The following is a 22,202-nucleotide window of genomic DNA, read 5'->3' as shown; positions in this document are numbered from 1 at the left end:
CCAAGCAGATTGCCCGTCTCTGTTCCGGCGATCTACGCGATTTGTAAATGCAACATGTAAGGCGGCCTGGTCATCAGATGCTGTCGCCGATCGTTGCCAGCTTGGTTATCCGCAGAAAAGTCTGACTATCTAGCCGAAACAAGTCGGTGTCGCGTTGTACGAACACGCTTTTTGCTGCGGCATCCTTGGTAACCAGCGCTCCCGCACCGATAAGCGATTCTGCGCCGATCGTTAAGTCCCCGCCGATGGTTGCCCCAAGTCCGACGAAGCAGCGCTCTCGAAGGGTGGCTTTGCCACCAATGATTGTTCCTGCCGCAATCCAGCAGTGGCTTTCGACTACCGAATGATGTCCGATCAGTGAATTATTCCAAAGTGAAACATTGTCGCCAATGGTCACTCCAGGTTGAATTCCCACACCGTCGAGAATCATGCAGTTTTCGCCAACATGAACCCATGATCCGCAATCCACACGCGTACTTATATAGCTGACGAGTTCGTAGCCTTTTTCTCGGGCCTGGCGGCACTTGTCAGCGCGCGCGCCATTGAGGGCGTGGTAGCCAATTGCAACGAACATGGCGTATCTATCAGGCGGGTAGGCGTGCTCGATTTCATCGAATGAGATTACCGGCAGCCCCAATCGGGAGACATTCGAATTCAAGGCATGAGCGAACCATTCCCGGTCACAGGTAAAGGCGGCGATCTCATACGCCGAATCGCGAACGATGTGGTGATATGCGACATCGGCGATCATGCCGAGCCCGAAGACAACTATCTTTTTCATGATTGACGCTTTCTGTTTTGTCGCCGTGGTACACCGGCACCAGTCAGTGGCTTGGTGTTCTGCCGGCGACTTCGACAAATCTTCAGGAACATCCGTTCTACAATATCCCACCTTCAGCATTCTTACACGGACGGGAATCGGCGCGATGCAATCAGGACAAGAGAACTTCTATGTTGATCCGGTAACACGGGGCCGATTGGCACTTCGGGATGGGCTCGAGGTCGAAGGGGAAATTGTTGAAGGTGTACTGGTGAGCGAGGCCGGGAACCTGTTCGAGATTCGTGAAGGAATACCCAATTTCGTGTACCCGTTTGAACTCCCTGAAATTGATCGTAGATCTTTGAAGTTGTCTGAAGACCGTGTCGATGCCTATGATCGTTACTTGCCGCTGACGTTTCAGACCTACGGCGAGGACGAAAGCCAAGTTCGTAACGCGATGGCCGACAAACTGGGGCTGGCTCATGATTCCATTGTTCTCGAGGTGGGCGCAGGTACCGGGCGAGACTCCGAAGTCATAGCCCGACGCCTTGGTAAGAATGGCCGACTCTACATTCAGGACATTTCGCCGTCGTTTCTCGCCCGCAATGTCATACGCATGCGTGAGATTGGCGCTTCCGCGGAACCGGCACTTGCCAACGGATACTATTTGCCGTTTCCCGACAACTCGTTCGATGCCTGTTTTAGCTTCGGGGGAATCAATGGATTTGCCGATATCAGGCGTGCTTTTGCCGAGATGGCGCGAGTTACCAAGCCAGGTGGAAAGGTCGTGGTCGGTGATGAAAATATGCCGATCTGGCTTCGTGAAACAGAGTTCGCCAGGATCCTGATCAACTCGAATCCTGAGTTTTCCTATCCTCTACCCTTGGAGATGCTTCCGGTCGAGGCGCGAAAGGTTTCGGTCGAGTGGATCATCGGCGGCGTGTTCTACCTGATCGACTTCGTGGTTGGTGAGGGTCAGCCAAGCGCGGATTTTGACTTTCCGATTCCCGGGGTACGTGGCGGTACGCACCGTACGCGGCTGTATGGGCAACTGGAGGGAGTCTCGCTCGAAACCAAGGAACTGGCGCTCGCAGCCCGAGCGAAGACAGGCAAGAGCATGCATCACTGGCTCGATGAGGTCGTTCTCCAGGCGGCACGCAAGGATATTGGATCGACCGAGTAGCTCGATCCGGCATCGGATTGGCCCAGCAGCACTTGACGCAGCGGTGATCTACGTGTTCTTTCAGCTCAGGATCCGAGGAAAAGAGTCCAATGAGTGAATCTGTCGTGCGTCAAGCTGACACCCAAGGGAACGTGACCCTGATTTTTCCTGCAGTAGATCAGGCGGCGGCCGAGTATCGGGCTGCTGCGTCGCAGCGTGGTGAACGGACGATCTGCGCGTCTTCAGTGGGAGCGCACGACCTTATCGATACAACTGAGGAACAATTTTGGCTACCGATGATCTACGAGGACGCCTTCCCTGCCCGCTTTCTCGCGTTGATTCGCGATCACTCGATTGCGCGAGTCTATTGCCCGGTTGCGACGGTGTATGCGTTTTTGACGAAATTCATCGCTACGAACCGATTGCCCCTGAAGATGGTCGGCGAATCTCCCGTCGCGCAGCAGATTTTGCGGCACAAGGAATTGATGGCCCGCGCTCGTCGAGTGCATGCACTTGTGTGCGCTATAGGCGCCGATGGAAATACGTTGTCACTGCATGAAATTGCTTCGATCCTGAAATACTCGGCGACGATCTACGGAGAGTCGAATGATGACAAACTGGGCGCGATGATGGCGATGGCGTGTCTTGCACCTCGGCAGGATGTCGTCGAAATCGGTTGTCTGATGGGGCGATCGGCTTTTGTCATGCTGTTTTTGGCGGCGCGCTACCGGCTGGGCCCGGTTTTGACGATAGATCCCTGGGCGTCCGCAGAATGTACGCAGGATGACTCTCCGTCTGAACTGCAGGCCGTTGTCGACGAGTGGGATTATGAGGTATTGAGCGAGGGGTTCCTTGCGAGCACTGCCCTGATGGACCAGGGGCGACATTGTCATTTGCGACTGCCTTCCAGTGCGGCGATTGCGAAATATGAATCGCTGAATCTCCCGATCGTATCGCCGCCCTGGTCAGGTCGTATTGGAATGATCCATATCGATGGCAATCATGACTACGATGCCGTTGCGGATGATTGCCGTCGGTGGGTTCCTCGTATTGTGCCCAGTGGCTGGCTGGTACTTGACGACTACGTCTGGGCGCACGGCGATGGCCCCTATCGTGCGGGAAACGAGTTGCTTGAGCGCGAAGCCGAGCACATCGAGCGGGCATTTGTATGTGGCAAGGCACTCTTTATTCGCTGGAGCGATGAGTCGATTTTTGCTTCAGACCAATTGACGCTTCGGTCGAATTAAAAACAATAATATATTCAAGTGGTTGGTTTTGTATCTCAGGTGCGCTCAACTGAAATGGGATTCTATCGTCCGAACCGCGGTTCCGTTGACCGAATGGTCTTGATAGCTTGCCGACGAGACTTTCACCACCTGTCCGGACACTGCTGGAGGAGTTCTTCATGACAAACATCGAGTCGACACTGCACTCTGCGACTTCCGACATAGAACAAAGTCTGCGGCAGGCACTTGAGGATCATGTGGCTGGCAGACTGGACACGGCAGTGGAACTCTACCAGTCCATTCTTCGGGCAGATCCGAATCATGCCGAAGCCAATCACGGGATGGGGGTGATGGCGGTGCAGGTTGACCAGCCGGCCGCAGGGTTGTCGTATTTCGTGACGGCGCTGGACGCCGATCCGCATTGCGCACGATATTGGCTGAGCTATATCGACGCCTTGTCCCGCGCCGGCCAGGGAGGTGAAGCCCGGGAGGTGTTGGCCCTGGCCCGGCGACAGGGCCTCGAGGGGGAGGAGGTCGAAACTTTGGCGCAGCACTTGTCGGATGATTGGCAGCATCTGCGGCCCCAGGCTCCAGAGCCATCAGCGGCCGTAGCGCCTCAGTCACCCCAGTCCGCTCCTGAGCCTCGAAAGAAGGGCAAACCGCAAGGGGAACTCGGAATTGCCGCATCACCCGGTGCAAGAACCCCCGAGCGCAAGGCAATTGAAGGCGTCTTGAGCGCGTTTGGGCAGGGGCGCTTCAAAGAAGCGGCAACGCTCGCGCAAGCGATGACCCGGAAATACCCCCGGCACGAGTTTGGCTGGAAGGCGCTGGGTGCAATATTTCAGCAAATGGGACGAACTGCCGATGCCGTGGCACCTATGCAGAAAGCGGTCTGGTTGTCGCCAGGGGATATCGAGGCGCACTACAACTTGGGGGTCATTCTCCAGGGCTTGGGGCAAATGGACGCTGCTGAAGCCAGCTACCGGCGTGTGCTTGGGCTCAATCCGGAATATGGAGATGCACACGGCAATCTGGGAGTGATCCTCCATGGACTTGGGCGATTGGACGATGCCGAGGTGAGCCTTCGTAGGGCCTTGGAGATCAAGCCCGATTCAGCTTCTGGGCATGGCAATCTGGGCGTGACGCTGCAGCACCTTGGGCGACTGGACGAAGCCGTAGCGAGCTTGCGTCGTGCGTTGCAGATTTCGCCGGACCTAGCAGACGCGCACAACAATCTGGGCAACACCCTCAAGGAGCTGGGTCGGCCGGACGAGGCCGAAGCCTGCTATCGACGGGCGCTAAACATCAACCCGGATTTCGCCGACGCGTATAACAATCTGGGCATCGTCCTTGAGGATTTGGGCCGATTTGTCGAAGCTGAAGCCAGCTATCGAATGGCGTTCAAGGTCAAGCCGGATTTCGCCGCGGCATATAACAATCTGGGACATGCACTTAAGGACGCCGGGCGATTGTTCGAAGCCGAAGCCTTATTGCGCAGTGCGCTGGCGATCAGTCCGGATTATGCCGATGCGCACTGCAACCTCGGCGCCACCTTGATGGCACTGACGCGACCGGAGGAGGCTGAAGCCAGCTACCGGCGAGCACTTGAGGCCAGTCCGGACTTTGTTCATGGCCACAGCAACCTGGGCGTTGCCCTGCAAGCTATGGGGCGACTGGATGAGGCTGTCGCCAGTTTCCAGAAGGCGCTGGAACTCGCGCCGGATTTCGTCGAGACTCATATCAATCTGGGAAATACCCTGAAACAACTTGGACGGCCCGACGAGGCAGAAGCCATCTATCGTCAGGCAATACGGATCAGCCCGGATTCTGCGGAGGCGCATTACAACCTGGGCATTGCCCTTAAAGAGAGAGGCCTGCCTGAGGAGGCTGAAGCCAGCTACCGGCGAGCACTGGAGATCAATCCGGATTACGCCGAGGTTCATAACAACCTCGGAATCAGTCTCATGGACCAGGGGCGAGAGGGCGAGGCAGAAACCAGCTACCGGAGGGCGTTGGAAATCAAACCGGATTGTGCTGACGCACACAATAATCTGGGGACCATTTTCATGAATCAAGGCCGGCTGGATATGGCCGAAACCTGCTACCACCGAGCCATTCAAGGCGATCCGGATTTCAGTCAGGCCCATAACAACTTGGGGACCTTGCTCATGAATATGGGCCAGCTAGATCTGGCCGAAGCCAGCTACCGCCGAGCAATCCAAGCCAACCCGGAGTACAGCGAGGCCTTCAGCAATCTAGGCGCCGTTCAAAAGTACCTCGGGCAACTCGATGAGTCGATGGCAAGCTGTCGTAGGGCGCTGGCGATCGATCCTGAATGCGCCGGGGCTCACGTTAACCTCGGCAATATCCAGTTGGAACTCTGGCAGTTCGATGCGGCGATGACGAGCTATCGTCGGGCACTTGCGATAAAGCCCGAATTCGCGGCTGCACACAGCAACCTGTTGTTTTCCTTTAGTCAGGACGAATCGGTGGACGTAGCGACACTGTTCGCCGAACATTGCCGCTTTGGCGAACAGTTCGAGACGAATCTGCGCGCCAAATGGCCGCAACACAGCAATACGCGGAAGCCGGCTCGATGTCTGCGGGTCGGGTTCGTCTCCGCCGACCTGCGCGACCATGCTGTTGCCTACTTCATCGAGCCGGTATTGGCCCACCTTGCAACTTTTCCACAATTGATACTGCACGCGTTCTACAACCATGGAATCGGAGACGGCGTCACGCAACGCCTGCGAACTTGTCTGAAGCACTGGCATCCGATTGTCGGTCTGTCGGACGACGTGGTGGCCGAGAAAATCCGTGACGCTGAGATCGACATCCTGATTGATCTCTCCGGACACACCGCCGGCAATCGCCTGCTGACCTTTGCCCGCAAACCGGCACCTGTACAAGCTAGCTGGATGGGCTATCCAGGAACCACGGGCCTGCAGGCGATGGATTACTTCTTGACGGATCGATTTTTTGTACCTCAGGCCCAGTTTGATGATCAGTTTACCGAGGCATTCGCTTATTTGCCGGCCAGTGCCCCATTCTTGCCTTATGAGGCCGCGCCTGCGGTAAATGAACTGCCTGCCATGAGTTGCGGCTACGTCACGTTCGGCAGTTTCAACCGTCCGAGCAAAATCACCCGATCCGTCGTCGCGCTATGGGCGGGACTCTTGCGGTCGTTGCCTGGCTCGCGCATGTTGCTGGCAGGCATGCCCGCGGTTGGCGGCGACGACACGCTGGCCGAGTGGTTTGCGCAGGAGGGCATTGAGCGCGGTCGCCTGAACTTCCATGTGCGCAGCAACATGGACTATTACATGGGGCTGCATCATCAGGTCGATATATGTCTGGACACATTTCCATATAACGGCGGAACGACGACTCGTCACGCGTTGTGGATGGGGGTGCCGACACTCACCTTGGCTGGCGACACACCGGCCAGCAGGTCAGGCGCATCGGTTCTCGGCCATGTCGGTCTGGAGGCGTTTGTTGCCCATGATGCAGAGGACTTCGTGCAGAAAGGCTTGTCGCTGACGGGTGATCTTGTTGCATTGCACGATATCAGGACCGGCTTGCGGGAGCGCCTTGCGAAATCCGCAATCGGTCAGCCGGCACTGATTGCCGCCGGACTGAATCAGGCGTTTCGCATCATGTGGGAACGCTGGTGCAGGGGGGCGCCGCCGGAATCCTTCGAAGCGTCCGGGTCGGCAACTGCCGACCTGTCGCCGGAATCAGGCAAGTGATGCTTCAGTGAAATTGGCTAATATATTGATAAATAACAACATCATTTAATAAGCTAATTGTTGCCTCAAGCTTTGGCGATCGCAACCGATAAAACATCTGTAGGCCGGATGCAAGATCAGAAGCTTGATTTTCACCCTAAAGTTTTCAGCCGATCAACCGTTAAAGATAGCAACAGCGGTTTGCAGGCTTCGCTGAAAACCCAAGGCGAACCGAAGTGTCACAGACGGCATCATTAACTTAATCTGTAATAAAGGAGAATCATCATGGCACAAGTCATCAACACCAACGTTGCAGCCCTGTTCGCTGGAGCCGCGCTGAACAAGTCGGCCAATGCCCTGCAAACCGCCCAGTCGCGCCTGGCCTCGGGCCTGCGCATCAACTCCGCCAAAGACGACGCGTCCGGCCTGGCGGCTGCCACCGCTTACGATACGCAGATTCGCACCACGAACGTACAAATCCGCAACGCCAGCGACGCCATTTCGACGGCACAGACCTTCGACGGATACCTCGGTCAGATCACCGAGAATCTGCAGCGCATGTCGGAAATTCTTGCCGGAGTTCCCGCCGGCAACGCCGAAACTACTGCACTTATTGCTGAAAACACCCGTATCAATCTGCTTGTGACCGCTGGCGCCCCGACCCTGACCGGCACCATCGGATCCGTTGCCACCGACCTCACTGCGGTAGGAACGGCACGCGCTGCCTTCGGCGCCACGATGGCTTCGAAGTCGTCCGAAGTTGCCACCCTGCAGATCGCTGCGGTGAACCTGTCCGCCGCTTACAGCCGCATCATGGATACCGACTACGCTGCCGAAACCACCGCGATGACCCGCAACAACATTCTGCAACAGGCAGGAACGGCAGTGCTGGCGCAAGCGAACCAAACGCCGAACACCGTGCTTTCCTTGCTGCGTTAAGCCACTGATCCAATAACGGAGAAAAATCATGGCACAAGTCATCAACACCAACGTATCAGCGCTGTTCGCTGGAGCCGCGCTGAACAAGTCGGCCAATGCTCTGCAGACTGCCCAGTCGCGCCTGGCCTCCGGCCTGCGCATCAACTCCGCCAAAGACGACGCTTCCGGCCTGGCAGCTGCCACCAGTTACGATACGCAGATTCGCACCACGAACGTACAAATCCGCAACGCCAGCGACGCCATTTCGACGGCGCAGACCTATGACGGATACCTCGGGCAAATCACCGAGAACCTGCAGCGCATGTCGGAAATTCTTGCCGGAGTTCCCGCCGGCAATGCAGAGACCACCGCACTGGCTGCGGAAAATACCCGCATTAACGCGCTGGTGCTTGCCGGTGCGCCGACTATCGGGACCACGATTGCGACGGTCGCTGCGGACCTCACTGCGGTGGGGACGGCACGTGCGGCTTTCGGCGCCACGATGGCGGCAAAATCGTCCGAAGTGGCCACCCTGCAGATCGCTGCGGTGAACTTGTCTGCTGCGTACAGTCGTATCATGGATACCGACTACGCGGCGGAAACGACCGCGATGACCCGCAACAACATTCTGCAACAAGCTGGAACGGCGGTGCTGGCGCAAGCGAACCAAACGCCGAACACAGTACTATCCCTGTTGCGTTAAGCCGCTAGCTAGGTGCCTGACCGGGCAACCGGTCAGGCTATTAGCGTGAAGGAGATCGGTGATGATCATCCAAAATGCAAGTTTGAATCAGGGAGCAGTGCCTGCCAGGCGCGTCAGCGATGACGCGCCTAAAGTCGTTGCTGAAACCGCCAAGCCTGTTTCGACCCCGGAACCTTCTTCCCAACAATTGCAGAGCGCGCTGGGTGCCATCAACCGGGCAATGCAACTGTCGAATCACAGCCTGGAATTCAGGGTGGATTCCGAAACCAAGGAGCCCGTAGTCCAGGTGGTGGACACGGAAACAGGTGACTTGATTCGTCAAATTCCCTCAAAGGAGGCGCTGGCGATTTCAGTCTCGATAGACCAATTCCTGCAGCGGGGAGCATTGCTGAGGCAGAAAGCCTAGTTCAGGAGTCGACATCGTGGCAAGCACCTCATCCCTGGCATCGTCAAGCGCCGGCACCCTGGACGTGCCCGCCCTCGTTTCGCAGTTGATGACGCTCGAGCGTCGCCCTCTCGACAAGCTGACCGCCAAGGTCGCCAGTTATCAGACCAAGATTTCCTCCTTCGGTACGCTCAAGGGATTGGTTTCGGGCTTCCAGACCGCGGCGCAGGGTTTGAGCACCAGTTTGCAGGGATTCAGCGCGACCCCGTCCGACACCAGCGTTTTTTCTGCATCTGCCAGCAGCACGGCGGCCGCAGGGGTTTACTCACTTGACGTGACCACGCTGGCGCAGGCGCACAAGCTGGCTGCCGCCGGACAACTTTCCGACACGGCCGCTATAGCCACGGTCGATTCGACGGCAATTTTCACCGTCGGCACCACCAGCACGAACATCGCGATCACCGCGGGTGCCACGCTGCAGGACATCCGCACCGCGATCAACGCCGCCAATATCGGTGTCACGGCGACCATCATCAACGACGGCAGCGCCACACCTTATCGCCTCGCCTTGTCCGCAGACAATTCGGGCCTGAGCAATACCATCACCAGCATCACGGTTCAGACGGGTGGGGATGCGGCCATCAATGATTTGCTGGCCTACAACCCCACCGAGAATGTTCCGACTCCCGTCGTCCCGATGACGCAGACCGTCGCGGCCGCCGATGCCGATTTCAAGGTAAACGGCATCCGGATTTTAAGATCGTCCAATGCGATCACCGATGTCATCGAGGGCGTCTCGCTCACTTTGAGCAAGGAAAATGGCTCCGCCACCTTGACTGTCAAGCGCGACGCCAGTGCAGTGAGCACGGCGGCTTCGGGATTTGTCGATGCGTTCAACGCTTTGAACAGCCAGCTCAAGTCGCGCTCGGCCTACGGCAACGCCAGTACGGCGGCCCCTGTCTTGTCGGGTGACGGCACGGTACGCCTGATGCTGGATCAATTGCGCGGCATTTTCATGACCGCCGCCAGTGGCGGCACCCTGACGTCGCTTGCCCAGGTCGGTATTGCCTTCCAGGCGGACGGCACGCTGAAACTCGACAGCAGCAAACTGAACACTGCCATGACGAACGATTTCAACGATGTCGTCAATTTGTTCTCGTCGGCAACGGGCTATGTCACCAGGCTGGACGCATGGTCAACTTCCGTGGTTCAAGCCGGTGGTCTGATCGATGCCCGCACCGATAGCCTGAACACCTCCGTCGAAGACTACAACGACCAGATTGAAAAACTGGAAAACCGGATGGTGTTTCTGCAGAAACAGTACACCACCACCTATAGCACTCTCAATGCCTTGCTAAGCAGCATGAACAGTACCGGTGCTTACCTGACGCAGCAGTTCTCTTCCAAATCGTCTTAATTAAGGATGGATCATCATGAACGCAACTGCCGCTATCGATTCATACAACAAGGTGGGCAAGGAATCCGCAGTGAATGGCGCCGATCCGCACGAGCTTATCGCAATGCTGTTTCAGGGCGCGCTGCTCGCGATTGCCGATGCGAAAGATGAAATTGCGCGCAAAGAGACGGCCGCCAAGGGCAAGTCCATTTCCAAAGCCATTGCCATCATCGGCGAAGGGCTGAATGCCAGCCTGGATCTTCGTGTCGGGGGCGACCTGGCGCAGAATCTGTCGGCCTTATATAGCTACATGGTGAGCCGCCTGGTGGCTGCCAACCTGAACAACGACATTGCCGTCCTGGACGAAGTGACGCGACTGCTGACCGAATTGGCAGGTGCCTGGAACGACATACGTCCCCAAGTCGTGCAGACTTCGCTACAGACGAATGCCTCGGCACAGGCACAACGGGCCTATAGATCAGCATAGGCAATGGGTTCATTCCAGGCTATCGCGAACTACGAACAATTATCTGCCCTGACTCGGCAGATGCGCGAGGCTGCGGAGCAGGGTGAATGGGACAAGTTGATCAGTATCGAGCATCAATGCAGCGAGCTGGTCGTCACCATGAAGGCGGTTGATGCCGCCGCAACGCTTGATGAAGCTGCGCGTCATCGCAAGGATCAGCTGATTGCTGACATCCTGGCGGATGACGCCGAGATTCGCAAGCACGTCCAGGTCTGGATGGGACAGCTGCAGCACAACATGCAAAGCAATCGCCAGGAACAACTCGTGCTCAAGGCCTATGGGGCTTGACCGTACCCTGCGACGAGCAAACACGGAATTCAAGCAGGCGCCAAGGGGGCAGATCATGAGCCGATCGGCAAGCCGATTGGGCGACCCGGGGTCGATGGCCGGCACGGCGGCATCTGAAGTGGAGGGCGCATCATGGTGATGATCCCCACCGATGTCGGCATCCAGGTTCGCAACCAGAGTGAACCGGGGCTGGGGCCGATCAAGCCCGTTGTTGATATTTCGGCTGATTTCCCCGAACTCGGACCGGGGCAGGTGTTTCGCGCCCGCATTCAGGACGTCCTGCCCGAGAACACCTATAAGGCTCTGGTTGCTGGAAAGTCGCTGACCCTTTCCCTGCAGGAAGGAGCGAAGGCAGGCGACACACTGGAACTGGTCGTGGTTGACCGCACGCCACGGGCCATCGTGGCGCGGCTTGCCGGGCAGGGGGCTGAGGCTGCCGGCGAACCCTATCAGCAAGCAACGCTTTCGCGTACCGGACAGCTGATCGCTTCGCTGCTTGCACGCGAGGGCGAAACCGCCTTCAGGACATCACTTACGCGTGGCCGACCATTGTTGCCCCTGGCGCCTGCCAGTTCGGCGGAATTGGCTCAGCGCCTGCCTTCGCAACTGGCGCAGGCGGTGACCACGAGCGGCTTGTTCTATGAGGCGCATCAGGTGGAGTGGGCGCTGGGTCAGCGAACCATGATGAGTCTGCTGGCGGAGCCTCAGGGGCAACATTCGCGAGCCGAGGTTCTTGCCACCTGGGGCCAGGACAACGGGGCGCTTCGCACCGCCATCCTGGCGCAGTTGGCGAGCGGCGAGGAAACGCAGGCGTCCCGTCCTCCGGTATCGCTGCTGCGGGCGCTATTCGGCGGCGAGATCGCTGCTCCTGCCGCGTCGGCCGAGGAAGCGAGTCCGGCGCCCAACCAGGCAGCCGCGAGCATGGTCCCGGAAGAGTTGCGCCCCTTGGTGCAGCAGCAACTGGAGGCCGCAGCGACGCAACGATTGGCATGGCACGGCGAGATTTGGCCGAAGCTGTTCCTGGAGTGGGAAATCGAGCGCGACGCCGTGTACGCGGAAAGCGTAGCGGCGGAGACAGCAGTCTGGCACACCACGCTGCGGCTGCAGTTGCCGCGTCTCGGCGAGATCGAGGCGCGTATACGGCTCAGCGGGCAAAACCTGGAGCTTGTCCTGCAGGCGGCGGATCCGGCCAGCGCGACTGACCTGCAATCTGCAGTACCCGGCTTGCAGCAGGCGCTGGCGGCAGCGGGTCTGACACTCACGGCGGCGCAGGCGCGGCATGATGAAGGCTGACGACGCTAGCCAGCGGACTTTGGCGGTGGCGCTGAAATACGCCGCCGGTGACGACGCACCGACAGTCGTGGCGAAAGGGCGCGGCCTGATTGCCGAGGAGATCATCGCACGCGCCAAGGAGCACGGGATCTACGTACATGAGTCGCCGACGCTGGTTGCGCTGCTTGCCAAAGTCGATCTCGATCAACATATCCCGCCGCAGTTGTACGTCGCCGTGGCGGAATTGCTGGCCTGGCTGTACCAGGTCGAACGCGGCGAGACTCAGGTCTTCACGCCCTCCGCCAGCGTCGGCAATCCGGGCTAAAATTCGGCACGCACCCAGTTTGCCCTGCCTTTAGCGATGACCAGTCCCATCAAGGAATCTCCTGCAAGCCCGACGCCTGCGCAACGAAATGTTGCGGAGTTCCTGCCGAGCGACCAATACAGTCAGTACCTGCTGGGTTCGAAAACCGAGATGTTTGCGGTCTGTCGCGGTCTTGCGGACCACGTGTCGCAAATCAGCATGATCTTCAACGAAGGCCGCGACATGGTGCTCACCAGCCTGATCAGTTGGGGTGACAGCGGCTTGGTGTTCGATTTCGGGGCAAGTTCCGAAATGAACCGTAAGGCACTGAAGGCGGAAAAGGTGTTTTGCACCGCGCAGCTCGACAGGGTGGAAATCCAGTTCATCCTGCGCAGCCTGAACGCCATCGAAGCCGACGGACGTCCGGCTTTCCATGCGCCTTTGCCGGACAGCATACTGCGGCTGCAGCGGCGTGAGTATTTTCGGCTGATCACTCCGATCGCCATGCCGCTGAAATGCAGGATTCCCCTGATCACCGAGAATGGATCGAGCACCGCGATCGAAGCGCCCGTGGTCGACATTAGTCTTGGCGGCGTTTGTCTGGCCGGCTTGCCCATGGATATGGAACTCGACACAGATTCCGAGCTCCCGGGCTGCAGCATCGTGCTGCCTGATGCGGGGACCATCGTCGCCGCCCTGCGTCTGCGCTGGCAGGTTGAGACCGTTACCCGCAGCGGCATTCGCGCCAAGCGTGCCGGTTTCGAATTCGCGAATCTGCCGCAGGCCAAGACGACGCTGATTCAGCGCTACATCATCAAGACGGAACGCGACCGCAAGGCCCGCGAATCAGGGAGAGTCTGAGCCGAACGCCGGCGGCTGTACCGGCCGGGCCACAAGCGACAATTCCTTGACGGCTTACGCCGGCAGGACAAACATGGGCCAAATAAGAAGTGGTTTTGGCGCCTGTTCGCGTCCTCTCGAATCTGTCCGGCGGCAATAATCCCGGGCATGAGAGAGATACTCCGTGGCTGAAGAAAGCGACCTCGAACGCACCGAACCGGCATCGGCCCGGCGCCTGGAGCAGGCGCGGGAAGACGGCAACATTCCGCATTCGCGCGAACTCATGGCTTTCATGGTGCTGGCCGCCGGCACCGGGGTATTCTGGATTCTCGGCAGTTGGATGACGCATCGCGTCGCCAGCCTGCTGCAGCACGGATTGAGCTTCAGCCGGAACGCGGCGTTCGAGCCTGCGCGCATGAACGAAAGCGCCCTGGAACTCACCGTGGAGGCGTTCGTCCTGGTCGGGCCGATCTTCCTCGCTATTTTTATCGCCATCATCACGACGCCCTTCATCATGGGGGGCTGGAATTTGTCGTCGAAGGCATTTCAGTTCGACCTGACCCGCATGGATCCGATCAAGGGTCTGGGACGCATGTTTTCCTGGCAAAGCCTGGGCGAACTGGTCAAGGCCGTTCTCAAGGCCATACTGATCGGAGGCGTGCTGTTCTGGGTCGTCCGCAATGAGCAGGATCGCCTTTTCGGTCTGATCGTTCAGCCGATCGAAATCGGTCTGGCAACGTTTTCGCAGCTCCTGTTTTTCAGTTTTGTTGCCCTGATTGCCGGGCTGGCGGTGATTGCCGCAATCGACGTGCCGTTCCAGCTCTGGCAATACCATGACCGCCTGAAGATGACGCGCGAGGAGTTGCGCCGGGAGAACCGGGAAAGCGAGGGCGATCCCCAGCTCAAGGCGCGCATCCGCAGCCAGCAGCGCGAAATGGCGCGCGGCCGCATGATGTCCGAAGTACCCAAGGCCGACGTGGTGGTGACCAACCCGACGCACTACGCCGTGGCGCTCAAGTACGACGGGACGTCGATGCGGGCTCCGGTGGTGGTGGCCAAGGGGATGAACCTGATCGCCCAGCGCATTCGCGACATCGCCGGCGAAAACCAGGTACCGCAGCTCGAAGCGGCACCGCTGGCGCGCGCGCTGTATCGTCATGCGGAAGTCGGCGACCCGATTCCGGCTGCCCTGTATGCGGCGGTAGCCGAAGTCATGGCCTGGGTCTATCAGATGGACGAATATGTGGCGAACGCGGGGGCTTCGCTGTTGCCGCCGGTTCCGACGCGGATTGCCGTGCCCGAGGGGCTTGATCCGGGTGCCGTGGCATGAATGACGGCCTGACCCTGCAGGGCTTCCTCAGTCGCTTGAACATACGCCAGATGCTGGCGCCGCTGCTCATCGTGCTGATCCTGTCGATGATGGTGCTGCCCCTGCCGCCATTCCTGCTCGACATTTTCTTCACCTTCAATATCGCGATATCCATCATGGTGCTGCTGGTGGCGATGTACACCATGAAGCCGCTCGATTTCGCGATCTTCCCGACCGTCCTGCTGATCACGACGCTGCTGCGCCTGTCTCTGAACGTGGCTTCGACGCGCGTGGTGCTGCTGCACGGGCACACCGGTCCCGATGCGGCGGGCAAGGTGATCGAGGCCTTCGGCCACTTCCTGGTCGGCGGCAACTACGCAGTCGGCATCGTCGTCTTCATCATCCTCACCCTGATCAATTTCATAGTCATCACCAAGGGCGCCGGGCGCATTGCCGAGGTGTCGGCCCGCTTCACCCTGGACGCGATGCCCGGCAAGCAGATGGCCATCGACGCCGACCTGAACGCCGGCCTGATCGGCGAAGATGAGGCGCGCGCACGCCGTGCCAACGTCGGCCAGGAAGCGGATTTTTTCGGGTCGATGGACGGCGCCTCCAAATTCGTGCGCGGCGATGCCGTCGCCGGCATCCTGATCCTGTTCATCAACATCATCGGCGGCCTGATCGTCGGCGTCCTGCAGCATGACATGAGCGCTGGCGACGCGGCCAAGGCCTACACCCTGCTGACCATCGGCGATGGCCTCGTGGCGCAGATCCCCGCCCTGATCATTTCCACGGCGGCCGGTCTGGTGGTGACACGCGTCGCTACCGAACATGACATCGGGCAGCAGCTGGTGACGCAATTGTTCGGCAATCCGATGGTATTGGGTCTGACGGCCATGATCCTCGGCGTGCTTGGCCTGATTCCGGGCATGCCCAATCTGGTCTTCCTGATGCTGGCGTCCATCCTCGGCTATCTCGCCTGGAGACAGCTGCGCCATCTGCCGGCGGCGGGCAAGGAGGCGCCGCCCATGGCGCAGCCTGCCGGCCTGCCAGCCGGGGAAAGCGTCGAGGCCAGTTGGTCCGACGTGGTCCCGGTGGACATGCTCGGACTCGAAGTCGGCTATCGCCTGATTCCCCTAGTGGACCGTGGGCAGGCGGGCGAGTTGCTGAAGCGGATCCGCGGACTGCGCAAGAAGTTCGCCCAGGAAATTGGTTTCCTGCCCTCCCAGGTGCACATTCGGGACAATCTCGAATTGCGGCCCAACGTCTATCGCCTGACCCTCAAGGGCGTGCCCATAGGGGAGGGCGAAGCATTTCCGGGACAGTACCTGGCGATCAATCCCGGACGGGTTACCGGGCCGCTGGCCGGAACCCAGACCCAGGATCCTGCCTTCGGTCTTCCTGCGGTATGGATCGACGCAAGTTTGCGCAATCAGGCACATGCCTTCGGCTATACGGTCGTGGATGCCAGTACCGTGATTGCCACCCATCTCAATCATGTGATCATGTCCCATGCCACGGAACTGCTGGGGCGGCAGGAAACGCAGGCTTTGCTCGACCACCTTGCCGGTGAATACCCCAAGCTGGTGGAGGATCTTGTGCCGAAACAGCTTGCGCTCGGGACATTGCAGCGCGTGCTGCAGAACCTGCTCGACGAGGCGGTCAATATCCGCGACATGCGCACGATCATCGAAACCCTTGCGGAAATTGCGCCGCGTGTGCAGGACCCGACCGAGCTGACCGCGCAGGTGCGGATTGCGCTCGGGCGTGCGATCGTCCAGCAGCTCTTCCCGGTCGGCAACGAAATGCAGGTCATGGCGCTCGACCCGTCGCTGGAAAGAATCCTGGCGCAGGCAATGCAGGGCGGCGCCGATGCCGGAGGCATCGAGCCCGGCCTGGCGGACACCCTGCTGCGCGAGACGGCTGCGGCCGCGCGGCACCAGGAAGACCTCGGCCTGCCGCCGGTATTGCTGGTGCCAGGCCATTTGCGTTGGCTCCTGTCGCGCTTCCTGCGCCGTGCGGTGCAACAACTCAAGGTCATTGCCAATGGCGAAGTACCTGACTCGAAGATCATCAAGGTGACGTCTATCATCGGAGCAAGAAAATGACAGCAAGACGCTTCGTCGGCGCTACCGCGCGCGACTGCCTGCGACGGGCGAAGGAAGAGCTCGGACCGGACGCCGTGGTGATTTCCAACAAGGCCGTGCAAAACGGCGTGGAAATCGTCGCGATGTCGCCCGAAAGTCTCGACGCCATTTCTCACAACCTGCGGCCCGCGCTTTCTGCGGCGCAAGCGCCGGCTGCCGCGGCGCCGCGCGGGTCTGCCGACGACGACTACACCGTGACGCTGTCGGCGGCACGAAATGCCGTCCAGCGCTCCGCGCCGCGCGACCCGCCGGTGGTCCGCGCCTGGTCGCCCTATGACAGTGTCGATTTTACCGCGGCGAAAGTGCCGGTGCCGGCGGCGATGGCGCAACAGCGCCCACCGTCGCCGGGCGCACCGGCGAGCGGCATCCCGCTGGATGCCGCGCAGCGCCCCGCCGCCGGTCGAGCCCAGCCGCAAGATGCTGTAGCGCCGCGCGCCCCCGGTGAAGCGGCGCCAAAGGCGGCAGCCGAGGTTTCGTCGCAGACGGTGCAACTCATGGACGAGATGCGCATCATCAAGGACTTGCTCGAGCGCCAGCTTGCGGGATTTGCCTGGGGCGAAATGGCGCGCGAGGCACCGACCCGCGCGATGCTGCTGGGCGAGATGCTGGCCGCCGGGTTTTCCGGCAGCCTGACGCGGCGGCTGGTACAGGAAATGGCCGCCGACCTGGGGCAGGACGAGGGCCGCAAGTGGCTGACGGCGGCTGTCAATCGGCGCTTGCGCACGCTTTCGTCCGAGGCCGATTTCATCGATCGGGGCGGCGTCTATGCCCTGGTCGGTCCGACCGGGGTCGGCAAGACCACCACCACTGCCAAACTCGCCGCGCGCTGCGTGGTGCGCTATGGGGCGGAGCGCCTGGCCTTGCTCACCACCGACGGCTATCGCATCGGCGCGCACGAGCAGTTGCGCATCTATGGCCGCATTCTCGGTGTGCCGGTGTACGTGGTGCGCGACGGCGAAGACTTGCGGCGCACCCTGGCCGACCTGCGCGACAAACACATGGTGCTGATCGACACGGTCGGCATGAGCCAGCGCGACCGCATGGTGGCGGAGCAGGCCGCCATGCTGACCCGTTCCGGCGAAGTCAATCGCCTGCTGCTGCTGAATGCGGGAAGCCGGGGCGATACCCTGGACGACGTGGTGCGCGCCTATGGCGGCGAAGACCTGGCCGGCTGCATCCTGACCAAGGTCGATGAAGCCACGGCACTGGCGCCGGCGCTCGACTGCATCGTGAGACATGGGCTGACCCTGAGCTATGTCGGCAACGGCCAGCGCGTGCCCGAGGATCTGCATTTGCCGAACCGAAAATACCTTTTGCATCGGGCCTTCAAAGTTGGTGCTGGCGAGACGGCGCACACCCTGCGCAAGGAAGAAATTCCTCTGGCTTTTCCTCACAGGCAGCCCCTCAATGCGGGAGCCGTCGTTGCTTGACAAGCATTCCGGCGCCATGGCGGATCAGGCCGCCGGGCTGCGCCGTTTGTTCCGGGCGCGCCCGGCACGTGCGGTAGCCTTCGTCTCGGGCCGCGAGGCCTGCGGGCGCACGACCTTGCTGGTACGCACCGCCGTCGCACTCGCCGAGGCGGGCGAGGCCGTCGTGATGATCGACGAGAACGCAGGCCCGGACAACGTTCATGCGGCCTTTGGCGCCAAGGCGCGGCGCGACCTGATCGACCTGGTGCGGGGCGACTGTGCCATCGAGCGCCTGGTGCAGCCGGTGGCGCCGCGGCTCAGTCTGATGAGCGCCGCCCGCTTTGCGGACGAGATACACCAGCTCGCAGCCGTCGAGGCAGGGCGGCTCAACACGGCTTTCCGGCGCCTGCAGGAGGGCAGCTCCTATGTGCTGATCGATTGTGCCGCGCGCAACGGCCAGCAACTCTCGCCGCTGGCCCTGGCGGCCCCGCGCATGGCGGTGGTGGTTGCGGCACAAAGCTCGGCGATCACCCGCGCCTACGCCCTGATCAAGCGCCTGGTGCAGGAACGCGGGCGCGATGGATTCCAGGTCGCGATCACGCGGGCACGCAGCGACCAGGAGGCGCAAGACATCTTCCACAACATGCGCCACACCGCGCACGAGCACCTTGGGGTGCGGCTCGACTACCTCGGCAGCGCGCGCGTGCCGTCCGCCGACCACCTGGCCGATGCGCTGCAAACCCACTTGTCGCAAACCGTCGAGGCGGAGGAATGGTTCGGTTTTGCGCCGCATCCCCTGGCTGGCGGAGTGCCGGCGGCGGCGTCCAAGCGGGCGGAAGCTGTGGCGTCCACGGGATTGCGCCTTGGTCGGCACGCAGGGGCTTTTTGAATGGTATTGTGTTCGTCGTGGTTTTCTCCACGCGGTGACCCAGCCGCGGCTTCGGTTCCGGCGGGTCCGGCGAGCGCCTTGAAGCGCGGGCCTTCACGCTACGTAGATACCGCAGTTTGCCGCGTAATTCACGGATAAACAAAATACGGGTCGTTTGAGATTATTCCCTCCGCTAAGGCGCGAACCTCCGGCTGCCTTTCCCGGTGGCATGCTGGAGTTTGCGGGCTTAATACGGGGACGGGCATTATGAGCACAATCATGCTGGTGGACGACTCGGCGACGATCCTGTTGTCGATCTCGAACATCCTCACCAAGGCCGGCTATGCGGTGGAGAAGGCCAGCAACGCGGCCGAAGGGCTGAGCAAGTTCCAGAGCGGGCTGAAGATCGATCTGCTGATCACCGACCTCAACATGCCGGGCATGAACGGCATCGAGTTCATCAAGCAGGTGCGCACCCTGCCGCGCTACAAGTTCATGCCGATCCTGTTCCTCACCACCGAATCGCAGCAGTCGAAGCGGCTCGAGGCGAAGGCCGCCGGCGCCTCGGGCTGGCTGGTCAAGCCGGCTACCGCCGACGAACTGCTCGGCACCATCAAACTGGTGATCCGCTAGCCGGTTCAAACCAAGGGATCATGTATACCGCCCAGGGCGTAATCGCCAAACAACAGCCGGTCGCCGAGTACGCGCCGCTGGTCAAGCGCATCGCCTACCTGCTGATGGCCAGGCTTCCGGCCAGCGTCGATGTCGATGACCTGATCCAGAACGGCATGATCGGCTTGCTCGATGCCATCGAGCGCTATGACGATGGCCTCGGCGCCCAGTTCGAGACCTATGCCGTGCAGCGGATCCGCGGCTCGATGCTCGACGGCCTGCGCGACAACGACTGGGTGCCGCGTAGCGTGCGCCGCGAAATGCGGCGGGTCGAGGCGACGATCCAGGCCCTGGAACACGAATTCGGTCGGCCACCGGTGGAATCGGAACTGGCCGCAGCCCTTGGAATTTCACTGGCCGACTACCAGAAGCTGCTGCTCGATGCTCGCGGGCATCAGCTCGTCTATATCGAGGACATCAGCGAGGAAGGGGGCGAGGACTATCTCGCCCGGCATGAATCCGGGCCCACGTCCGATCCGCTCGCGCTGCTGGAGCAAGAGGGGACGCGGACGGCTCTGGTTGCCGCGATCAAGGCCTTGCCGGAAAGGGAGAAACTGCTGATGGCCCTGTATTACGAGCAGGATTTGAACTTGCGCGAGATCGGCGAAGTGATGGGCGTGACCGAGTCGCGTGTTTGCCAGTTGCACAGCCAGGCGGTTGCGCGCTTGCGCGCCAGTCTTGACGTTGAGCGCAAGCCGACATCCGCGGCGCGGCGCAAGCGCGCCTCGGCAGGCGGGGAGGGCTGAGCGCGATGGACATGATCAGCATCGCTGGTCTGCTGCTGGGGCTGGCAGCCGTTGTCGGCGGGCAGATACTGGAGGGCGGGCATCTGGATTCGCTGGTGCAACCCGCGGCCTTCCTGATCGTCGTCGGCGGTACGCTGGGGGCGGTGATGCTGCAGAGTCCGCTGCGCGTTTTTCGGGACGGCATAAAAATGGTGTCCTGGGTGTTTTTCCCTCCGGGCACGGACCCACAGAAGGTGATAGCCGAGATTTGCCACTGGAGCCAGATCGCGCGCAAGGAAGGCTTGCTGGCATTGGAGGGACAGATCGCCACACTGGATGACCCATTTGCCGCCAAGGGCTTGCAACTGCTGGTCGACGGTGCCGAACCGGAGCGCCTGCGCGAAGTGCTGGAGGTGGACATCAGCGCCCGGGAAAGCAGCCTGAAGGCGGCGGCCAGGGTATGGGAATCCGCCGGCGGCTACTCGCCGACCATAGGCATCATCGGCGCCGTGATGGGGCTGATCCATGTAATGGAGAATCTGTCGGACCCGTCCAAACTCGGTAGCGGCATCGCCGTCGCCTTCGTCGCGACCATCTATGGCGTCGGCGCGGCGAACCTGATTTTCCTGCCGATTGCCAAGAAACTCATGGCCAATATCGCGCGCGTCATCACCATCCGCGAAATGCTGGTCGATGGACTGGTCGGGATTGCCAACGGCGATAATCCGCGCCTTCTGGAGAGCCGGCTGCAGGGCTACTTCGTCTGATGGCCCAGTTCAGGCGCCGCCGTCGCCGTCGCGAGACCGACGATCCGGAAAATCACGAGCGCTGGCTGGTATCGTATGCGGATTTCATCACACTGCTGTTTGCCTTCTTCGTCGTGATGTACGGCATTTCCTCGGTCAACGAGGGAAAGTATCGCGTCATGTCGGATTCCATCGTGGTCGCATTTCGCAGCATCTCGGGCGCGCCGGCCAGGGCCTTGATGCCGGTGAGCATGCCAGAGTCGACGCCGGCGGCCATTTCGCTGCGGCGCAATCCGGCCCCGCAGTTGGTGAAGAAGGAGCAGATGCGCAATCTGGCCGTCAGCCTGAACCAGGCACTGGCGCCATTGATGGCACAGGGCAAGGTCCGGGTCACCGAGGGTGCCCTCGGCATCACCGTGGACATCAACGCCAGCGCCCTGTTTGCGCCGGGCGAGGCGCGGCTCGATCCCGGCGCGGTGCGCGCGCTCGACGCTGTTGGCCGGATGCTGGCCACCACCGACTTCCCCATCGTGGTCGAGGGGCATACCGACAATATTCCGATCAGTACGCCGCAGTTTCCCACCAACTGGGAACTTTCTGCGGCCAGGGCAGCCAGCGTGGTACGGCTGTTCGTCGATACCGAGGTCGACCCCCGCCGCTTGACGGCCTCCGGCTATGCGGATCAGCGACCGGTGGCCGACAATGCGACGCCAGCAGGGCGCCAGGCCAATCGTCGGGTGGCAATCCGGATCGAGTCGAGCACCCCCGACCATCGGGTCGAAGTGCCGCTGACCCAATAAAAAAGCCGGTGCGCAGTGCCG

Annotated in this window: 21 protein-coding genes; 20 read left to right on the top strand and 1 reads right to left on the bottom strand. The window is 60.7% G+C overall.

All coding sequences use genetic code 11. The features are described 5' to 3' along the window. Positions 1-73: 73 nt before the first annotated feature. Positions 74-781, bottom strand: coding sequence for a DapH/DapD/GlmU-related protein (locus RMO95_RS19840; protein WP_310452404.1), 708 nt, complete (start codon positions 779-781; stop codon positions 74-76). On the opposite strand from RMO95_RS19840, the gene RMO95_RS19835 reads away from it, so the two are divergent. From RMO95_RS19835 to motD, 20 genes are all read left to right on the top strand, one after another. After that, positions 780-1,943, top strand: coding sequence for a class I SAM-dependent methyltransferase (locus RMO95_RS19835; RefSeq protein WP_310452403.1), 1,164 nt, complete (start codon positions 780-782; stop codon positions 1,941-1,943). The genes RMO95_RS19840 and RMO95_RS19835 overlap by 2 nt on opposite strands. Before the next feature lie 89 nt (positions 1,944-2,032). Further along, positions 2,033-3,169, top strand: coding sequence for a class I SAM-dependent methyltransferase (locus tag RMO95_RS19830; RefSeq protein ID WP_310452402.1), 1,137 nt, complete (start codon positions 2,033-2,035; stop codon positions 3,167-3,169). A gap of 158 nt (positions 3,170-3,327) precedes the next feature. Beyond that, positions 3,328-6,894, top strand: coding sequence for a tetratricopeptide repeat protein (locus tag RMO95_RS19825; RefSeq protein WP_310452401.1), 3,567 nt, complete (start codon positions 3,328-3,330; stop codon positions 6,892-6,894). Positions 6,895-7,158: 264 nt separating this feature from the next. Next, a complete protein-coding gene (locus RMO95_RS19820; RefSeq protein ID WP_310452400.1) occupies positions 7,159-7,812 on the top strand; it encodes a flagellin in 654 nt (217 codons plus the stop codon). A 28-nt stretch (positions 7,813-7,840) separates the two neighbouring features. Beyond that, positions 7,841-8,494: a flagellin gene (locus RMO95_RS19815; protein WP_310452399.1), complete on the top strand. Its 654-nt coding sequence runs from the start codon at positions 7,841-7,843 to the stop codon at positions 8,492-8,494. Positions 8,495-8,555: 61 nt separating this feature from the next. After that, a complete protein-coding gene (locus tag RMO95_RS19810) occupies positions 8,556-8,900 on the top strand; it encodes a flagellar protein FlaG (RefSeq protein ID WP_310452398.1) in 345 nt (114 codons plus the stop codon). 16 nt (positions 8,901-8,916) lie between these two features. Continuing rightward, positions 8,917-10,296 carry a flagellar filament capping protein FliD gene (gene fliD, locus RMO95_RS19805; protein WP_310452397.1) on the top strand — a complete coding sequence of 460 codons (1,380 nt, stop codon included), beginning with the start codon at positions 8,917-8,919 and terminating at the stop codon, positions 10,294-10,296. Positions 10,297-10,312: 16 nt separating this feature from the next. After that, complete coding sequence (gene fliS, locus RMO95_RS19800; protein WP_310452396.1) at positions 10,313-10,762, top strand: flagellar export chaperone FliS; 450 nt, start codon at positions 10,313-10,315, stop codon at positions 10,760-10,762. 3 nt (positions 10,763-10,765) lie between these two features. After that, positions 10,766-11,089, top strand: a complete 324-nt coding sequence (locus tag RMO95_RS19795; RefSeq protein ID WP_310452395.1) for a flagellar protein FliT — start codon at positions 10,766-10,768, stop codon at positions 11,087-11,089. A gap of 132 nt (positions 11,090-11,221) precedes the next feature. Continuing rightward, a complete protein-coding gene (locus RMO95_RS19790; protein WP_310452394.1) occupies positions 11,222-12,382 on the top strand; it encodes a flagellar hook-length control protein FliK in 1,161 nt (386 codons plus the stop codon). Further along, on the top strand, positions 12,372-12,686 hold the full coding sequence (locus tag RMO95_RS19785; protein WP_310452428.1) for an EscU/YscU/HrcU family type III secretion system export apparatus switch protein: 315 nt from the start codon (positions 12,372-12,374) through the stop codon (positions 12,684-12,686). The genes RMO95_RS19790 and RMO95_RS19785 overlap by 11 nt, the downstream gene beginning before the upstream one ends. 36 nt (positions 12,687-12,722) lie before the next feature. Continuing rightward, positions 12,723-13,526 (top strand): flagellar brake protein, encoded by an 804-nt coding sequence (locus RMO95_RS19780; protein ID WP_310452393.1) that lies wholly within the window; start codon positions 12,723-12,725, stop codon positions 13,524-13,526. A 163-nt stretch (positions 13,527-13,689) separates the two neighbouring features. Beyond that, positions 13,690-14,835 carry a flagellar biosynthesis protein FlhB gene (gene flhB, locus RMO95_RS19775; protein WP_310452392.1) on the top strand — a complete coding sequence of 382 codons (1,146 nt, stop codon included), beginning with the start codon at positions 13,690-13,692 and terminating at the stop codon, positions 14,833-14,835. Further along, positions 14,832-16,922 (top strand): flagellar biosynthesis protein FlhA, encoded by a 2,091-nt coding sequence (gene flhA / locus RMO95_RS19770; protein WP_310452391.1) that lies wholly within the window; start codon positions 14,832-14,834, stop codon positions 16,920-16,922. Before flhB ends, flhA begins: the two co-directional genes overlap by 4 nt. Beyond that, on the top strand, positions 16,919-18,391 hold the full coding sequence (flhF, locus tag RMO95_RS19765; protein ID WP_310452390.1) for a flagellar biosynthesis protein FlhF: 1,473 nt from the start codon (positions 16,919-16,921) through the stop codon (positions 18,389-18,391). Before flhA ends, flhF begins: the two co-directional genes overlap by 4 nt. After that, on the top strand, positions 18,384-19,259 hold the full coding sequence (locus RMO95_RS19760) for a hypothetical protein (protein WP_310452389.1): 876 nt from the start codon (positions 18,384-18,386) through the stop codon (positions 19,257-19,259). The genes flhF and RMO95_RS19760 overlap by 8 nt, the downstream gene beginning before the upstream one ends. 246 nt (positions 19,260-19,505) lie before the next feature. Next, entirely contained in the window at positions 19,506-19,871 is a 366-nt protein-coding gene (locus tag RMO95_RS19755; RefSeq protein WP_310452388.1) for a response regulator, read from the top strand. 20 nt (positions 19,872-19,891) lie between these two features. Beyond that, positions 19,892-20,656, top strand: coding sequence for an RNA polymerase sigma factor FliA (locus RMO95_RS19750; protein ID WP_310452387.1), 765 nt, complete (start codon positions 19,892-19,894; stop codon positions 20,654-20,656). A gap of 5 nt (positions 20,657-20,661) precedes the next feature. Next, entirely contained in the window at positions 20,662-21,402 is a 741-nt protein-coding gene (locus tag RMO95_RS19745) for a flagellar motor protein (RefSeq protein WP_310452386.1), read from the top strand. Then, positions 21,402-22,181: a flagellar motor protein MotD gene (gene motD / locus RMO95_RS19740; protein ID WP_310452385.1), complete on the top strand. Its 780-nt coding sequence runs from the start codon at positions 21,402-21,404 to the stop codon at positions 22,179-22,181. The genes RMO95_RS19745 and motD overlap by 1 nt, the downstream gene beginning before the upstream one ends. Positions 22,182-22,202: the final 21 nt, after the last annotated feature.

The sequence above is a fragment of the Sulfuritalea sp. genome (assembly GCF_031426875.1).
Classification (GTDB): domain Bacteria; phylum Pseudomonadota; class Gammaproteobacteria; order Burkholderiales; family Rhodocyclaceae; genus Sulfuritalea.
This window is presented reverse-complemented; position numbering and strand designations above follow the sequence as displayed.

Coding starts and splice junctions, on each gene's coding strand:
- RMO95_RS19755 (WP_310452388.1), top strand. CDS start 19,506: ATGAGCACAATCATGCTGGTGGACGACTCGGCGACGATCCTGTTGTCG.
- RMO95_RS19745 (WP_310452386.1), top strand. CDS start 20,662: ATGGACATGATCAGCATCGCTGGTCTGCTGCTGGGGCTGGCAGCCGTT.
- RMO95_RS19785 (WP_310452428.1), top strand. CDS start 12,372: ATGAAGGCTGACGACGCTAGCCAGCGGACTTTGGCGGTGGCGCTGAAA.
- flhA (WP_310452391.1), top strand. CDS start 14,832: ATGAATGACGGCCTGACCCTGCAGGGCTTCCTCAGTCGCTTGAACATA.
- RMO95_RS19840 (WP_310452404.1), bottom strand. CDS start 781: ATGAAAAAGATAGTTGTCTTCGGGCTCGGCATGATCGCCGATGTCGCA.
- RMO95_RS19795 (WP_310452395.1), top strand. CDS start 10,766: ATGGGTTCATTCCAGGCTATCGCGAACTACGAACAATTATCTGCCCTG.
- flhF (WP_310452390.1), top strand. CDS start 16,919: ATGACAGCAAGACGCTTCGTCGGCGCTACCGCGCGCGACTGCCTGCGA.
- fliS (WP_310452396.1), top strand. CDS start 10,313: ATGAACGCAACTGCCGCTATCGATTCATACAACAAGGTGGGCAAGGAA.
- RMO95_RS19835 (WP_310452403.1), top strand. CDS start 780: ATGATTGACGCTTTCTGTTTTGTCGCCGTGGTACACCGGCACCAGTCA.
- RMO95_RS19790 (WP_310452394.1), top strand. CDS start 11,222: ATGGTGATGATCCCCACCGATGTCGGCATCCAGGTTCGCAACCAGAGT.
- RMO95_RS19750 (WP_310452387.1), top strand. CDS start 19,892: ATGTATACCGCCCAGGGCGTAATCGCCAAACAACAGCCGGTCGCCGAG.
- RMO95_RS19815 (WP_310452399.1), top strand. CDS start 7,841: ATGGCACAAGTCATCAACACCAACGTATCAGCGCTGTTCGCTGGAGCC.
- RMO95_RS19830 (WP_310452402.1), top strand. CDS start 2,033: ATGAGTGAATCTGTCGTGCGTCAAGCTGACACCCAAGGGAACGTGACC.
- RMO95_RS19780 (WP_310452393.1), top strand. CDS start 12,723: ATGACCAGTCCCATCAAGGAATCTCCTGCAAGCCCGACGCCTGCGCAA.
- RMO95_RS19825 (WP_310452401.1), top strand. CDS start 3,328: ATGACAAACATCGAGTCGACACTGCACTCTGCGACTTCCGACATAGAA.
- RMO95_RS19810 (WP_310452398.1), top strand. CDS start 8,556: ATGATCATCCAAAATGCAAGTTTGAATCAGGGAGCAGTGCCTGCCAGG.
- RMO95_RS19820 (WP_310452400.1), top strand. CDS start 7,159: ATGGCACAAGTCATCAACACCAACGTTGCAGCCCTGTTCGCTGGAGCC.
- motD (WP_310452385.1), top strand. CDS start 21,402: ATGGCCCAGTTCAGGCGCCGCCGTCGCCGTCGCGAGACCGACGATCCG.